Origin of the sequence: Micromonospora sp. ATA51, assembly GCF_016802855.1 — a bacterium.
Lineage (GTDB): Bacteria > Actinomycetota > Actinomycetes > Mycobacteriales > Micromonosporaceae > Micromonospora > Micromonospora sicca.
This window is the reverse complement of record NZ_JAEVHJ010000161.1, coordinates 1-14,425: the sequence shown is the minus strand read 5'-3', so window position 1 is coordinate 14,425 and position 14,425 is coordinate 1. Positions and strand designations below refer to the sequence as shown.

Sequence of the window (14,425 nt, the reverse complement as noted above, 5' to 3'; positions counted from 1 at the left end):
CAGGCACTTCCTCCTGCACGGCAACATCAGCGCCTCGTGGCGCACGCGATTTCTCGTCCATGCACAAGACCACCGCCTTGTCCGGCGGGTTCAGGTACAGGCCCACGACGTCGACGAGTTTCTCCTCGAACCGCTTGTCATTGGACAGCTTGAACGTCTCCACCAGATGCGGCTTCAGCCCGCGCGCGTCCCACACCCTCTGCACCGTCGCCGGACTCACACCGACCTTGGCCGCCATCGACCGGCACGACCAGTGCGTGGCACCCTCCGGCTTCGAGTGCAGCGTCAACTCCACAATCCGGTCGATCGTGGCCTGCGGGATCGACGCCTTACGGCCACGGCCCGACGCGACCTTCCCCAGATCGGCCAGCCCACGCTCAACGAACTCGGCCCGCCATGCCCGCACCGTCATCCGGGTCACCCCGGCCAACACCGCGTTGTCAGCGTTGGACACCCCGTCCGCGGCGCGCAGCAGCACCTGCGCCCGCTGCACCAGCCGATGCGCGGCCGTACGCGAACCGGCAAGAGACTCCAGCAGTTCCCGCTGGCCGGGTTCGAGCACCAGTGGTGCGGCAGCACGCGTCACGTCCAGAGTCTACCGAAGCGGCTAGCTATTTGCGAAACAGAGCACTAGCGGCGCCATCGGTCGGCCCTCGGTCGGCACCGTCGAGAAAGGGCAAGGCCGCACTCGACAGCCTCAACCGCTCGTTCGACGAACACCGCCGGGCCCTCGGTATCTGATGCCGGCCGGCTGCCGGCGTGCCTGGTCTCGCATGATGCTTGACAGCATCGGCCTCACCTGATGTACCTGATCACAACGAGGCTGGCCGACCAACGGTCTCGGCGACCATGGCGCGGCATGCGTCCGCTCATAGCCGATGAGCGCGAACACCACGCCCGAGCCGTCCAGGGCTTCTTGTGATTGAGGATCGCCCGTCCGGATCAGTTCACGCAGAGGCAGAAAGGGTGACCTGCCGGGTCGAGGAAGACCCGGAAGGACGTACCGGGCTGGTGCGGGTGTTTGGTTGCGCCGAGATCGAGCACTGCCGCCTCGGCGGCATCGAGGTCGTCAACGATCACATCGAGGTGCATCTGCTGGGGCGGCTCCTGGGTTGGCCACACCGGCGGCGTGTACCCACTTACCTGCTGGAAGGAGATGCACTGACCGTACTCCGCGCGAACCTCGGCCCAGTCGGAGGAGACGTCGACCTTCCAATCCAACATCGCGCCGTAGAACCTTGCGAGCGCACCAGGATCGGGACAGTCGATGACGATGCTGGGGAAGCGAGCGATGGCCATGCCGGCCAGGGTACGGGCGGTTGCGGACGATCCACGTCCGGATTGCGTCAGCACCATTGGAGCACCAACGCGTTCACAGGGGGAACGGCAAGAGGTGCCTGACCACCGTTTTGCCAGGTCAAACGCCTCTTGATCTTGTGCGCCCGAAGGGACTCGAACCCCTAACCTTCTGATCCGGTGCGCCGTGAGGCGCTGTTGTTCGAGTGGAGGTGAAAGACCGCCACCGCCTGTCTGTCGCAGCAGGTAGGCGTAGCTGAGGGCAGCCTGCCGTGGGTGGTGCCGCGGAGGGTGGGAAGCAGCCCTGACAAAGCCGGGACGTGCCAGCACTGCCAGATGGTGTGGGTTCGGCGAGCGAGACGAAGAGGAGTACGCGAGGAACCGGCGTCATTACGTCCCTTAACCTCGGCCCTTCGTTAGGGGCGGTCCACAGGGTGGGCAAGAAACAAAGAAGTGCCTTCTGATCAGGGAAAATAGGGCTTGTCGAAGGTCCCATGTTCCTGTCACGGAAGGCACTTGCTGGGTGAAGGCTACCGCAACACGTCCGAAGATCATGGTGACCGGTGACGGGCGGGGCGTGGTCGGTCATGCCGGCGCCCGCCTGCTGGCTGATCTGGCCGATACGACCGGGCTGAGCAGCGCGTTCAGTGATGCTCTCGCCGGTTTGCGGCAACGGCAGGGTGGGCACGACCCGGGCCGGATCGCCGTGGATGTGGCGGTGATGCTCGCCGACGGCGGCGAGCACCACCCACCGGCCCCTCCGCTGACCCGCACCGCTGGGGCGGCGCCGGCTCACTCCGCCAGGGGAAGCCGGCTGGAGTGGAGGAGGCGGGCGTCGTCGGTGACCACCGCGTGCCGGTGGTCGGGGAGGCGGTCCAGCCAGCCGATGCCGGACCGGCCCATCGCCACCGCGGCGGTGGCGTACGCGTCGGCGACGCCGAGGTCCGCGCCGACCACGGTGACCGAACGCAGGCCCGGCGCGGGCGCCCGGCGAGGGTCCAGCACGTGCTGGCCGCGCTCGTACACCCCGGAGGTGGCCACCGCCAGGTCGGTGCCGCTGAGCACCAGACAGGTGGCCGACGGCTCCCACGGGTGCCGGATGCCGATCCGCCACGGCCGGCCGGTGGCGGAGTGGCCGCGTACCCGCACGTCGCCGCCGGCGTTGAGGCAGTGGTTGGGCGCCCCGGCGGCGAGCAGCCGGTCCGAGGCGACCTGCGCCGACCAGCCCTTGACGTAGCCGGAGGGGTCGAGCCGCCCGGTGACGTACGCGTCGAAGAAGCCGTCGGTGGCGCCCCAGAGGTCGGCGCAGCGCTCCAGCACCGCCCGCAGGTCCGCCGACGCCTCGGCGAGCGGCAGGTCACCCCGGTCGAACCGGCACACCTCGCTGTCCTTGCGATAGGTGCTGAACCGGGCGTCGACCTCGCGGAGCCAGCGGAACGTCTCCTCGGCCAGCTCGTGCAGGGTCGCGGCGGGCAGGTCGTCGGCCAGGTCCAGGCTGATCGCCGTACCCATGATCTGCTCGACCCGGCGCAGGCCCGGACGGGCGCGTGACGCCGCCACCTCGACCACCGGGCTCAGGCCTGGTCGATCGCGGCCTGGAGGGACCGCTGGTACGCGCCGCTGGTGGCGGTCGCCCCCGAGACGGTGTCCAGGTTGGCGCTCTGCTTCGCCACCACCTCGCCGGAGGTGCCGCTGTAGCGGGCCTGCACGTCGTCGCTGCGCAGCCCCGACTGCCCGCCGAGCGGCAGGCCGAGGGCGGTGGCGTCGACGATCCGGCTGCCGTTCAGGGTGATCCGCACCTGGAGGGAGCCGTATTCGTAGTCGACCGTCGGCCCGGTCACGGTGCGGGTGCTCGGTTTCGGCGCGGTGGTGGTGGTCCGCGGCGCAGCCGTCGTCGGCCTGGCGGTGGCGGTGCTCTTCTTCGTGCCCGGGGTGCTGCTCGGGCGGGTCGACCGGGACGGCGCGGACGCGGAGCCGGCGGGGCCGGGCGTAGGGGTGACCCCGGGCGCGGGCCCGGACCCGCCCGGCGCGACGGACGCCTGGTCGGCGGGGATGTCCTGGGCGGCCTGGCCGGCCCCCGGGGAACCCTTGAGCACCACCAACGCGGTGGTGCCGGCGGCCAGGCCGGTGATCGCGAGGACGGCGCGACGCATGCCAGGGGTGCCTTTCTACAGCTCGAAGGTGGCCAGGTGGATCTGCCGGCGGGGGACGCCGGTCCGGCGCAGCACCCGGACCGCCTCGTCGACCAGCCCGGCGGGACCGCAGAGGTAGACGTCGCGGCGGGCCACGTCGGGCACCAGCCGGCGCAGGCCGCCGGGGCTCATCACCTGGCGGGGGCCGGGATCGTCGCGCGAGCCGATGACGTACCAGACGGAGGTCCGCCGGACCTGGGCCAGCCAGTCCAGCTCCGGGTGGAGCAGCACGTCGGCCGGGGTGCGGGCGCGGTAGATCAGCGCGGCGCCCGGCGGCAACTCCTCCAGCATCGCCCGGAGCGGGGCGATGCCGCTGCCGCCGGCGATGAGCAGGGCGCGTTCCCGGGTGCGGTGGGCGGCGGTGAAGGTGCCCGACGGGCCCTCCGCCCAGACCAGGGTGCCGGTCCGCAGGTCGCGCAGGTCCGCGGTGTGCCCGCCGACCACCTTCACGGTCAGCCGGAGCCAGCGGCCGTTGGCCGCGGCGGAGAGCGAGAACGGGTGGGACTGCCACCAGCGCCGGCGTTCAGGAAACGCCAGCGGAAGTACTGCCCGCCGAGCATGTCGATCTGGTTGAGCCGGCGACCGGTCAGGTAGATCGAGATGGTGTCGGTGCTCTCCGCCACCACGTCCGCCACCCGCAGCCGGTGCCGCAGGTTGAAGTGCAGCGGGGCGACCACCCGACCCCAGAGCGGCGCGGCGAGGACCAGCAGGTACGCGCCGATCCAGCCGGTGCGGACCGGGCCGGGGTGGAAGAGCTGGGCGCCGTTGCTGAACTGGTGGCCGAAGCCGAGCAGCAGGGCCGCGTAGCTGGTCAGGTGCAGGTGGTACCAGAGCTCGTACGGCAGGACGGTGCGGATCGCCCGGATGCCGGTGAGGCCGACCAGCACCATGATGCCGGCGGCCACGAACGCGGCGACCATGTCCTCGTAGTCGCTCAGCAGCGAGCCCACCTCGCCGAGGATCGACTTCTCCTCCAAGCCGGCGTAGGCGACCACGATCAGCGACAGGTGGGCGAGCACCGCGACGAGCAGGGTGGCGCCGAGGTCCCGGTGCAGGCGGGACAACCGCTCCCCGCCGACCCAGCGTTCCAGCACGCCGAGCCGGCTCATCATCGCCACCTGGACGAGTAGCAGGTAACCGGCGACCAGGCCGGTGATCCGCCCGGCGGCGGTGAGGAGGGCGGTGGTGCCGGCGAGCGAGCCGGCCAGGGTGTCCAGCCACCAGGGCAGCACCGCGGCCACCAGGCCGAGCCAGAACACGGCCGCCAGGGCCCGCCGGCCGCCGGGGCCGCGGCGGGGCAGCGCCGGCGGCGGTGGCGGGGGTACGGGGGCAGCCGAACGGCCGCCGTACGGGAGCGAGGTCCCGGTACGGCGGCCGGCGGCGTAGGTGTCCTGATATGTCACGCGTACAACTTCATGGGTACGTATTTCTGCCGGGGGAAGACCTTGTCCACTTCCGCCGTGGTCAGTCCGAACCGGCCCTGCGCCACGGACCCGTAGACGTTGAACATGTTGTTGTACTCAGGTACGTCGCCCGAGTCGAGATCGTTCAACCCGTTCCACGTGCCGAGCAGCGACCCGGCGAGCCGACGCCCGGACAGGATGGTCACCACCCCACCGTGCCCGTGGTCGGTGCCGCCGCCGTTGGAGGCCACCCGGCGGCCGAACTCGCTGGACACCATGATCGTCACGTCGGCGGCCCGGTCGCCGAGGTCGGTGAAGAACGCGGCCATGGCGTTCGCCAGCTCGTTGAGCCGCCGCCACAGGTTCCCGCCGTCCTGGGTGCCCTGGTTCTCGTGGGTGTCGTAGCCGCCCATGCCGACGGTGGCGACCCGGACGTTCGCCCCGCCCTTGATCAGCTGGGCGAGCTGCTGGAACGCGTACCCGACGCCCTGGTACTTCACCCCCGCGGCGGCCTGGTACGGCTTCGCGGCCAGCTTCTGGGCGGTGGCCAGCGCGCCCATCCCCTCGATGACCGCCTCCTCCACGGGGTGGTTGATCCCGGTGAACAGCCCGCGGATCGCCTTCTCGGTGGCCGCCCGGTACTTCTCGTCGCCGTTGAGCCGCAGTTCACCGACGCTGTTCAGGGAGAGCGCGCCGTTGACGCCGACCAGCGACCGGGGCAGCGTGCTGCCGATGCCCACGCTGCGGAACGCGGTGCCCTTGCCGAGCGCGTCGACCAGGCTGTCCAGCCAGCCCCGGCCGCCGGTCTCGCCGGGCAGGCCGCCCAGGTTGCAGGCGTCGGCGGCCTGGAAGTGGCTGCGGGACAGCCGGGGGTCGGAGACCGCCGGGATGAAGCCGAGCTGGCCGGCCTTGAGCCACTTCTCCAGCGGCGCGAAAGCGCTGGTGAGCTTGAACCCGCGGCCCAGGGCCAGCGAGTCGTTGCCGAGCAGCAGGTCCGGCCGGGCCTTGCCGAGGATCGGGTCGTCGGCCGGGGCGGCCAGGCTCAGCCCGTCCAGCCCGCCGTAGAGGAAGACGTGGATCAGGGTGCCGGTCCTGGTCGCCGCGAAGGACGCCGAGGTGGTGACGAACTGGGCGGTGGCCAGCGCGGTGGCGGTGGCGGCGGCGCCGGCGACGAAGGTACGCCGGGTGACGCCGCGCCCGTCCTGCTGGGCCTCCTCCAACTCCTCCAGCCGGCGGTAGCGGTCCACCTCGGCGGCGTTCTCCGCCGCGACGATGTCGGCCTCCGCGCGCAGCAGCGCCTCGGCCGGGTTGTCGGCCAACCGCCGCAGGTCCGGGCATTCGGGGTGCAGGGGGTACGAATACACAGTCTTCTCCATCGAATGCCTCACCGGAGGTGGTGCTGGGGGGAAGCGAGGATCGCCCGCGCGACGGCGGCGACGGCCCCGTTGAACGTGGCGTCGACCTTCGCCGTAGCCGGGACCCCGGCGACGCCGAGGACCAGCGCCTTCTCCTTGGCGCTCAGCTTCTGGTGCACCAGCCGCCCGGCCAGCTCGTCCACGTACGCCCCAGCGGTGGCCGGCGGGCGGGCCACCAGCTTCTCCGGCGCCGGGTACGTGAACTGCTTGCGCCGGCCGCCGAGCAGCTCGCCGGCCTCGTTCCAGCCGTCGACCATGGTGCCCGCCGAGGTCCAGGCGACGTAGACGTCCGCGTAGCCGTCCGGGGTGGGCTTGCCCATCGGGTACTGGCCCAGCTCGCGCATCTTGTCCTGGATCTGCCGCAGGCCCTGCGCGTACGGGGTGCGCCGGTTGTCGCCCTGGAAGCCCGGCGACGCCTCCGGCCGGACGCCGAGGGTGCGGTAGGTGGCGACCAGGTACTCCATCGGCCGGCGCACCTTCTGACCCACCGCGGCCCAGAACTCCGACGAGCTGAACAGCGTCATCAGCACCGGCTTGATCAGGCCCTTGTTGGCCGCGTACGTCTTGGCCAGGCGGTCCACCAGGGACTTCGGCGGGGTGTCCGAGACGAACCGGGTGGCCAGGCTGCGGGCCACGTACTGGGCGGTCGACGGGTGCAGCGCGAGGTAGGTGATGTACTGGTCGATCACCCGGTCGGCGACCTTCGGGTCGTTGGAGCTGTTCGGGTGGCTGAAGCCGAGGATCTTCACCTTGCCGACGTAGTGCCGCTCCGGGTGGAAGACGTACTTCCCGTCGGCGACGCCCCGGCCGGTCTGCAGCATCGCGGCCTGCCGGACGTCCTTCTCGGTGTACCCGCCGTCGACCCCGACCGAGTACAGCTCCAGGTTCTCCCGGGCCAGGTTCTCGTTGACCGCGTCCTTGCGGGAGTCGACCTGGTTCAGGTAGAGCAGCAGCGCCGGGTGCCGGTTCGCGGCGATCAGCATCTCCGGGTAGCTGCCCAGGGCGTGCGCCCGGACGACGTCCCGGTCGAACGAGTTGCGGTAGACCTCCCCGCCGTCGAACTCGGCGGCGACGTGCAGGAAGTCGTTCCAGAAGTCGACCATCACCTCGTAGAGCTGCCGGTCGGACCAGATCTGCCGGGCGATGGTGGCGTCGATCATCTCCCGCTCGGGCTGGGCGCCCCGCTCGTTGAGCTGGTTCCGCTGGTCGCGCAGCTGCTGCGGGGTCAGCTTCAGGGTGGGCAGCTCGGCGAGCTTCAGCTCGGCCTTCGTCGGGGCGATCTTCTCCGGGTCGAGCTGCCGGCGCAGCCAGCCGTCGATGCCGAGCCGTTTGATGTCGGCCAGCACCTTCCCGGTGGCGCCGAAGGTGGCCCGGCTGGCCAGGTGCCGGACCGGGTCCTTGGCGAGCACCGTCTTCACGGTCACCGGGGTCGCCGCGGCGGCGGCCGCCGGGCCGTCGAAGAGCCGGCCGCCGGTCGGGGAGTTGCGCTTGAGCGCCGCCCCGGCCCGGGAACCCATGTAGCTCTCGTTCTGCTCGGTGTAGGTGCGCACCGTGCTCGGCTGCTGCCCGCTGGGCCGGGCGGCGGTGCCGTCGGTGACCACGGTGCCGGTGGCGTCGCCGGCCACCGGGTCGTCGCGGAAGAGCCCGCGCACCTGGGGGTTCATGGCGAGGGCGGCCCCGCCGGCGACCACCGCCGCACCGCCGAGCGCGGCGAGGGCGCGCCGCCGGCCGGTGCGGCGACCCGGCTCGTCGTCATCGTCCAGGTTGGCAGTCCCCCGCCGGGCGCCGGGGCGTGACCCTGACGGCCGAAGCCGTCCGGCCGACCCACTGCGAGCCGTGGGCGGGCAGGGTCGTGACGGCCCCCGGGTACCCGGCGGGACCGCCGTAGCCGGCGGCCGGGCCGTACCTGCCCGCGTGGTCCAGGTCGCGGTACCCGTCCAAGGGGTGCTGTCGCCCGTCCCACCCGCGGTCGTCCCGGAGTCGACGTGGTGGCACATTCTGGTCGGCCATGTACCAATCCCGTTTTCTTCGAGCGCCGGCACGCCTGTGACCGGGGAGGACATCAGGGGCGGCGACTGCTGCCGGAGGAGTTGCTACGGGAAAGTAGCCACGCGTCCCCGGGCGCTCAAGGCGGCCGGAGGGCACTCGGGAGGGCACTTAAGACGGTGCTCATGACCCCGCGCGGGCGGTCTGTCCGGCACCGTCCGGGCGGGGCGCTTCCCAGCAGGGCCGACATCGCCCCGGAACGGCGGGACGTAACGTTTTGGCCCGCGGTGACGCTGTCCGCGTCGTTCAACCGCACAGACAAACTTAAGGCGCGGATAAGCCCGCGCTGAGGCGGTCCGACCGGAAGCTGCCCACCCGCGCCGAGCCACCGTCGAGGCCTTGCCGCTGCGGCCGAAAGTAGCAGCTGGAGCGGCGCGTGACCCGCCTCCGTTGCGGGTATGCCGCCGAACCGCTGAAGCCGTGAGGGGAAGGCACCGCCATGCTCAGCAAAGAGGATCAGCGCAGGTTCGAGCAGATCACCCGCCAGCTGCGGGAGAGCGATCCGCAGTTCTTCGCCCGGCTCGACCACCGGGCGCGCGCCGCCGGGGCCGGTACCTCATGCTGTTGACGATCGTGCTGTGGGCCTCACTGCCGGCGATGACTGTGCTGGCCGGGCGGCTGGCCGGCGCGATCTGCGCCGTGGTGCTGTTGGCGAACGCCGGCCTCATGTGGCGGTTCCGACGGCGTTGGCTTTGACCGCGCCGACCGCGACCGCTCGGGCGTCGCCGCTGCCGGGGCGGCGGTGGTGGCCCGGTCCGACCGGGGCCGGCCGAGATCCCGGTAGGCCCGGCGTAGCCGTTCGACCAGCCCCGGGCCGCCGATGGCCGCCCGGGCGGGCCGAGCTGGCGCAGCAGCAGGTCGGGATGGTCGACCTCTACGGCGACCCGGCGGCGATCTGGCGGGACTGGGCCGACGACGTCCGCGCCGCGTCGGTGGACTCCGGGCACCACATGGCCGAGGAGGCGCCGGAGCGGCTCGCCGCGGTGCTGGCCGACTTCCTGGCCGGCTGAGCGGCGCGGCCGGCAAACGGGCGGCGTGGGTCGGCGTGGCGGTCGGCCGGCGGGTCAGCCGACCGGGGGTGAGGCTGCGCGCCGGGGTCGAGGCGTCGTCCAGCAGGCCGCGCCGTTGGGCCCAGCGCTCGAAGACCAGGGTGGCGAACGGCGGCACCGCGCAGGCCAGCGCCAGCACGGTGGTCAGCAGGCGCCACCGGCGCAGCCGGGCCACCACGAGGACGAGGATGCCGTAGACCACGAAGAGCGCGCCGTGGATCGGCCCGAAGACGTGCACGCCGATCTCGTTGGCCGGCGGGCCGTACTTGACCGCCATGCCGGCCAGCAGGGCCAGCCAGGAGCAGGCCTCGGCGATCGCCGCCGCCACGAACAGCGTGGTCATCTTCTCGCGCATCGCCTCTCCCCACGGGTCGCCGGCCATGCTAGCCAGCGCGCCGGGCGGGACGGGGCGCGCGGACGCCGGACGCGACGGGGATCACGAGGGCCGTGGCCGGGTAGGTAGAGGACCTTCGGGTCTTCCCCGCCCCGCCGCGACGTGCGAGGTTAGGGGAACCAGCGGTGACAGGGTGGTGACCATGGGCGAGGACGTCGGCACGCGGACCTTCAGCCGGGAGGATCGGGCCCGCTACCGGGAGAAGGTACGCCGCTGCCTCGACGTCTTCGCCGAGATGCTGCGCGAGTCGCGGTTCGACGTGGAGCGGCCGATGACCGGCCTGGAGATCGAGCTGAACCTGGTCGACGAGGACTCGCAGCCGGCCATGCGCAACGCCGACGTGCTGGCCGCCATCGCCGACCCGAGCTTCCAGACCGAGCTGGGCCAGTTCAACGTCGAGATCAACGTGGCGCCGCGCCGGCTGGTCGGCACCGGCACCGCGCAGTTCGAGGAGCACGTCCGGGCCAGCCTGAACGCGGCCGAGGAGAAGGCGCGTACGGTCGACGCGCACATGGTGATGATCGGGATCCTGCCCACCCTGCGCCCCGAACACCTGACCGCCGAGACGCTCTCGGCGAATCCCCGCTACACGCTGCTCAACGAGCAGATCTTCGCCGCCCGCGGCGAGGACCTGCGGATCTCGATCAGCGGCGTGGAGCGGCTGGCCACCACCGCGGACACCATCACCCCCGAGGCGGCCTGCACCAGCACCCAGGTCCACCTCCAGGTCAGCCCCGCCCAGTTCGCCGACTACTGGAACGCCGCCCAGGCGATCGCCGGCATCCAGGTCGCCCTCGGCGCGAACTCGCCGCTGCTCTTCGGCCGGGAGCTGTGGCGGGAGACCCGGGTGCCGCTCTTCCAGCAGGCCACCGACACCCGCCCGGAGGAGATCAAGGCCCAGGGGGTACGCCCCCGGGTCTGGTTCGGAGAGCGCTGGATCACCAGCGTCTTCGACCTGTTCGAGGAGAACGTGCGCTACTTCCCGGCGCTGCTGCCGGTCTGCGACCCGGAGGACCCGGCGGAGACCCTGGCGGCCGGGGACGTGCCGAAACTCGCCGAGATGCGGCTGCACAACGGCACCATCTACCGCTGGAACCGCCCCGTTTACGACGTGCTGAAGGGACGCCCGCACCTGCGGGTGGAGAACCGGGTGCTGCCCGCCGGCCCGACCGTGGTGGACACCATCGCCAACAGCGCCTTCTACTTCGGGCTGGTCCGCGCCCTGGCCGAGTCGGACCGGCCACTGTGGTCGCAGATGTCGTTCAGCGCGGCCGAGGAGAACTTCACCAACTGTGCCCGGCACGGCATCGACGCCCAGGTGTTCTGGCCCGGGCTGGGCTACCTGCCGGTGACCGAGCTGGTGCTGCGCCGGCTGCTGCCGCTGGCGTACCACGGGCTGGACCGGTGGGGGCTCGAGCCGACCGAGCGGGACCGGCTGCTCGGCATCGTCGAGCAGCGCTGCCTGACCGGGCGCAACGGCGCGACCTGGCAGGTGGAGACGCTGCACCGGTTCGAGTCCGCCGACCACCTGGACCGGCCCGAGGCGCTGCGCGAGGTGGTCCGGCACTACGTGGAGCTGATGCACAGCAACCGCCCGGTGCACGAGTGGCCGATCCCCTGACCGACACCCTCTCCCCTCCGCCGTCACCTATTGACTTTCGATAGCTAACGAGTGAAACTCGATGGATGCTCACCGTGCATCGAGTGGTGGCCCCACTCAAAGTCTTCCTCGCGCTGCTGTTCGGGGTGCTGGTCCTGTTCCAGACCATGTCCCTGCCCGGGCAGTTCGCCTACATGGCCAAGGAGTCCCCGGACCAGGCGTACCTCAGGTGGCCGCTGACGGCCATCACGGTCTTCTGGGTGCTCTGCGTCCAGGTGGTGATCGTGGCCACCTGGAAGCTGCTCACCCTGGTCAAGAAGGACCGGATCTTCACCGAGGCCTCGCTGGTGTGGGTGGACGCGATCGTCTGGGCCATCGTCGCCGCGGGGGCGGTGCTTTTCGGCGTGGACCTCTACGTCGCCGCGAAGGCCGACGATCCGGGGCTGCCGCTCCTGCTGTTCCTCATGTCGATCGGCGTCGCCGTGCTGGCGCTGCTGATGCTGGTGATGCGGGCGCTCCTGCGGCAGGCCACCTCGCTGCGGACCGACATGGAAGCGGTGATCTGATGCCCATCGTCGTGCGCATCGACGTCGAGCTGGCCAAACGCAAGATGAGCGTGGGCGAGTTCGCCGAGCGGGTCGGGCTCACCCCGGCGAACGTGGCCGTGCTCAAGAACGGGCGCGCCAAGGCCGTCCGCTTCAGCACCCTGGAAGCCATGTGCCGGGTGCTCGACTGCCAGCCCGGCGACCTGCTCGAGTGGGTCGAGGAATGACGACAGGAGACCGCATGAAGTACCTCCTCGCCATCGTCGCCATCCTCGCCATCGCGCTCGGCGTCGCCGGCATCGTGCACGGAGAGGCCGATGACTCGCCGGGCCTCCAGCTTTTGGGCGTAGCGCTCATCGTCGGCGCGGTTGCGTTCGGCGTGCGGCTCGCCCGACGCAGCAGGTAGCAGTACAGCCGCCGGCGCTCAGCCGCGCCGCCGATCTGGGGGCAGCTCGACGCCGCCCACGCCCGCCTGGGCACCCATCGGCCGAGCAGGCGTTCGTGCCAGGCCAGCGCCGCCGGGTAGTCGCTGACGGGAATCCCCGCGAACAGGTAGCGGGTGATCAGAGCGCCACGATGGCGGCTGACTCCGGCGGCAGCTCGATCCCGTCGCGCATCACGGTGACGCCGGTGCCGGTGGCCAGCAGCACGTTGCGCACCATCCCGGGCAGGTTGATCCGCTGTGACTTGCCGGCGAGGTTCGCCACCACCAGGCATTCGCCCCGGCGCATCACCAGGAACTGGTCGCCGTGCCGGACGTCGACCGCGTGCAGCCGCGGGTCGGACAGGTCGGGGCGGCTCTTGCGCAGCGCGATCAGCCGCCGGTAGAAGTCGTACATCTCGCGGTGCTCGGGCTTGTCCAGCTCGGCCCAATCGAGCCGGGACCGGACGAAGGTCTGCCGGTCCTGCGGGTCGGGCACGTCGCCCTCCGGCCAGCCGTGCGCGGCGAACTCCCGCTTCCGGCCGGTCGCCACCGCGGTGGCCAGCTCCGGCTCCGGGTGGCTGGTGAAGAACTGCCACGGGGTGCTGGCCGCCCACTCCTCCCCCATGAACAGCATCGGGGTGAACGGGGCGGTCATCAGCAGGGTGGCGCCGACCCGCAACAGCGCCGGGGAGAGCGTCGCGGAGATCCGATCGCCGGTGGCCCGGTTGCCGATCTGGTCGTGGTTCTGCAGGTACGCCACGAAGCGGTGCCCCGGGGTGCGCTGCCGGTCGACCGGCCGGCCGTGGCCGCGGTTGCGGAAGCTGGACCAGCTGCCGGCGTGGAAGAACGCGCCGGTCAGCACGTCGGCGAGGCATTCCAGCGAGCCGAAGTCGCCGTAGTAGCCCTGCCGTTCGCCGGTGAGCAGGCTGTGCAGGGCGTGGTGGGCGTCGTCGTTCCACTGGGCGTGCAGGCCGTAGCCGCCGGCCTCGCGCGGGGTGATCACCTTCGGGTCGTTGAGGTCGGACTCGGCGATCAGCGACAGCGGCCGACCCAGGTGGGTGGAGAGGGCCTCCACCTCGACCGCCACCTCCTCCAGAAAGTGGGTGGCCCGGGAGTCCGGCATGGCATGCACGGCGTCCAGCCGCAGCCCGTCGACGTGGTAGTCGCGCAGCCACATCAGCACGCTGTCGATGATGTAGCGGCGTACCCCGTCGGAGTGCGGGCCGTCCAGATTGACCGTCCGGCCCCAGGTGTTGCGCTGCTCGGTGAGGTACGGCGCGAACATCGGCGCGTAGGCCCCGGAGGGCCCGAAATGGTTGTAGACGACGTCGAGGATCACCCCCAACCCCTTGGCGTGCGCGGCGTCGACCAGGCGTTTCAGCCCGTCCGGCCCGCCGTACGGCTGGTGCGGGGCGTACCAGCAGACCCCGTCGTAGCCCCAGTTGTGCTCGCCGTTGAAGGCGTTGACCGGCAGCAGCTCGATCATGTCCACGCCGAGGTCGACGAGGTGGTCGAGACGGCCGATGACGGCGTCGAACGTGCCCTCCGGGGTGAAGGTGCCGACGTGCAGTTCGTAGAGGAGGCTGCCGGGCAGCTGCCGGCCGGTCCAGCCCCGATCGGTCCAGTGGTAGGCGGCGTGGTCGTAGAGCCGGCTCGGCCCGTGCACCCCGGCGGGCTGCCAGGCCGACCGCGGGTCGGGCACGGCCCGGTCGTCGTCGTCGAGCAGGAACGCGTAGTCGGTGCCCGGCCCGGTGCCCGGCACCTCGACCCGCCACCAGCCGTCCGGGCCGGCGCGCATCTCGTGGTCGGCGGCGCCGGGCAGGCGCAGCCGGACCCGGGCGGCCTCGGGCGCCCACACCGTGAACTCGGTCATGCGGCAGCCTCCACGGAGTCGGTGGGAGCCAGCAGGGCGACGGGATAGGTGCTCAGCAGATCATGCATGAGCAGCTCAGAGCCACTGTAGACCCGCCCGGTGAACATGTCAGCGACCGAATGAACGGGAAGTGACAGGGTTGTGTCCCGCCAGCCGCCGACCCGGTCCAGCCGCAGCGGCAGCCGGGT

At 71.5% G+C, this 14,425-nt stretch carries 15 protein-coding genes and 2 pseudogenes; 6 read left to right on the top strand and 11 right to left on the bottom strand.

The window, feature by feature from the left end:
• Together JNW87_RS22725 and JNW87_RS22720 are read right to left on the bottom strand one after the other, a co-directional pair.
• A partial coding sequence (locus JNW87_RS22725; protein ID WP_238454371.1) for an IS630 family transposase occupies positions 1–586 on the bottom strand: 586 nt, incomplete at its 3' end.
• Between the two features lie 356 nt (positions 587–942).
• Positions 943–1,299 carry a VOC family protein gene (locus JNW87_RS22720; protein WP_238454370.1) on the bottom strand — a complete coding sequence of 119 codons (357 nt, stop codon included), beginning with the start codon at positions 1,297–1,299 and terminating at the stop codon, positions 943–945.
• Positions 1,300–1,849: 550 nt separating this feature from the next.
• Between JNW87_RS22720 and JNW87_RS22715 the strand changes: the two are divergent.
• Positions 1,850–2,038, top strand: a pseudogene (locus JNW87_RS22715) (IS1380 family transposase); the annotation flags it as partial.
• A 50-nt stretch (positions 2,039–2,088) separates the two neighbouring features.
• Here the strand turns inward: JNW87_RS22715 and JNW87_RS22710 are convergent.
• From JNW87_RS22710 to JNW87_RS22685, 6 genes are all read right to left on the bottom strand, one after another.
• On the bottom strand, positions 2,089–2,808 hold the full coding sequence (locus tag JNW87_RS22710) for an FAD:protein FMN transferase (protein ID WP_238454372.1): 720 nt from the start codon (positions 2,806–2,808) through the stop codon (positions 2,089–2,091).
• Between the two features lie 62 nt (positions 2,809–2,870).
• Positions 2,871–3,449, bottom strand: coding sequence for an FMN-binding protein (locus JNW87_RS22705; protein WP_109802565.1), 579 nt, complete (start codon positions 3,447–3,449; stop codon positions 2,871–2,873).
• Positions 3,450–3,464: 15 nt separating this feature from the next.
• Positions 3,465–3,938, bottom strand: a complete 474-nt coding sequence (locus JNW87_RS22700; RefSeq protein ID WP_238454369.1) for a hypothetical protein — start codon at positions 3,936–3,938, stop codon at positions 3,465–3,467.
• A gap of 2 nt (positions 3,939–3,940) precedes the next feature.
• Complete coding sequence (locus tag JNW87_RS22695; protein WP_238454368.1) at positions 3,941–4,891, bottom strand: ferric reductase-like transmembrane domain-containing protein; 951 nt, start codon at positions 4,889–4,891, stop codon at positions 3,941–3,943.
• The gene (locus JNW87_RS22690) at positions 4,888–6,267 is read right to left on the bottom strand and encodes a DUF1501 domain-containing protein (RefSeq protein ID WP_109802567.1); all 1,380 of its coding nucleotides are present in this window, start codon (positions 6,265–6,267) and stop codon (positions 4,888–4,890) included. The genes JNW87_RS22695 and JNW87_RS22690 overlap by 4 nt, the downstream gene beginning before the upstream one ends.
• Positions 6,268–6,275: 8 nt before the next feature.
• On the bottom strand, positions 6,276–7,997 hold the full coding sequence (locus tag JNW87_RS22685) for a DUF1800 domain-containing protein (RefSeq protein WP_238454367.1): 1,722 nt from the start codon (positions 7,995–7,997) through the stop codon (positions 6,276–6,278).
• Positions 7,998–8,791: 794 nt separating this feature from the next.
• Here JNW87_RS22685 and JNW87_RS22680 point away from each other — a divergent pair.
• Positions 8,792–9,048, top strand: a pseudogene (locus JNW87_RS22680) (DUF3040 domain-containing protein).
• On the opposite strand, the gene JNW87_RS41635 reads toward JNW87_RS22680, so the two are convergent.
• Complete coding sequence (locus tag JNW87_RS41635) at positions 8,938–9,756, bottom strand: DUF3817 domain-containing protein (RefSeq protein WP_375373534.1); 819 nt, start codon at positions 9,754–9,756, stop codon at positions 8,938–8,940. The pseudogene JNW87_RS22680 and the gene JNW87_RS41635 sit on opposite strands and share 111 nt — an antisense overlap.
• Positions 9,757–9,937: 181 nt before the next feature.
• On the opposite strand from JNW87_RS41635, the gene JNW87_RS22670 reads away from it, so the two are divergent.
• From JNW87_RS22670 to JNW87_RS22655, 4 genes are all read left to right on the top strand, one after another.
• Entirely contained in the window at positions 9,938–11,416 is a 1,479-nt protein-coding gene (locus tag JNW87_RS22670) for a glutamate--cysteine ligase (RefSeq protein WP_109802497.1), read from the top strand.
• 83 nt (positions 11,417–11,499) lie between these two features.
• Positions 11,500–11,961 (top strand): DUF2975 domain-containing protein, encoded by a 462-nt coding sequence (locus JNW87_RS22665; RefSeq protein ID WP_238454366.1) that lies wholly within the window; start codon positions 11,500–11,502, stop codon positions 11,959–11,961.
• On the top strand, positions 11,961–12,167 hold the full coding sequence (locus tag JNW87_RS22660) for a helix-turn-helix transcriptional regulator (RefSeq protein WP_091094605.1): 207 nt from the start codon (positions 11,961–11,963) through the stop codon (positions 12,165–12,167). Before JNW87_RS22665 ends, JNW87_RS22660 begins: the two co-directional genes overlap by 1 nt.
• 14 nt (positions 12,168–12,181) lie before the next feature.
• Entirely contained in the window at positions 12,182–12,346 is a 165-nt protein-coding gene (locus JNW87_RS22655) for a hypothetical protein (RefSeq protein WP_201749705.1), read from the top strand.
• 157 nt (positions 12,347–12,503) lie between these two features.
• Here the strand turns inward: JNW87_RS22655 and treZ are convergent, their stop codons facing one another.
• Positions 12,504–14,237, bottom strand: a complete 1,734-nt coding sequence (treZ, locus tag JNW87_RS22650) for a malto-oligosyltrehalose trehalohydrolase (RefSeq protein WP_109802491.1) — start codon at positions 14,235–14,237, stop codon at positions 12,504–12,506.
• On the bottom strand, positions 14,234–14,425 hold a 192-nt coding region (locus JNW87_RS22645), incomplete at its 5' end, for a hypothetical protein (protein ID WP_238454365.1). The genes JNW87_RS22645 and treZ, both read right to left, overlap by 4 nt.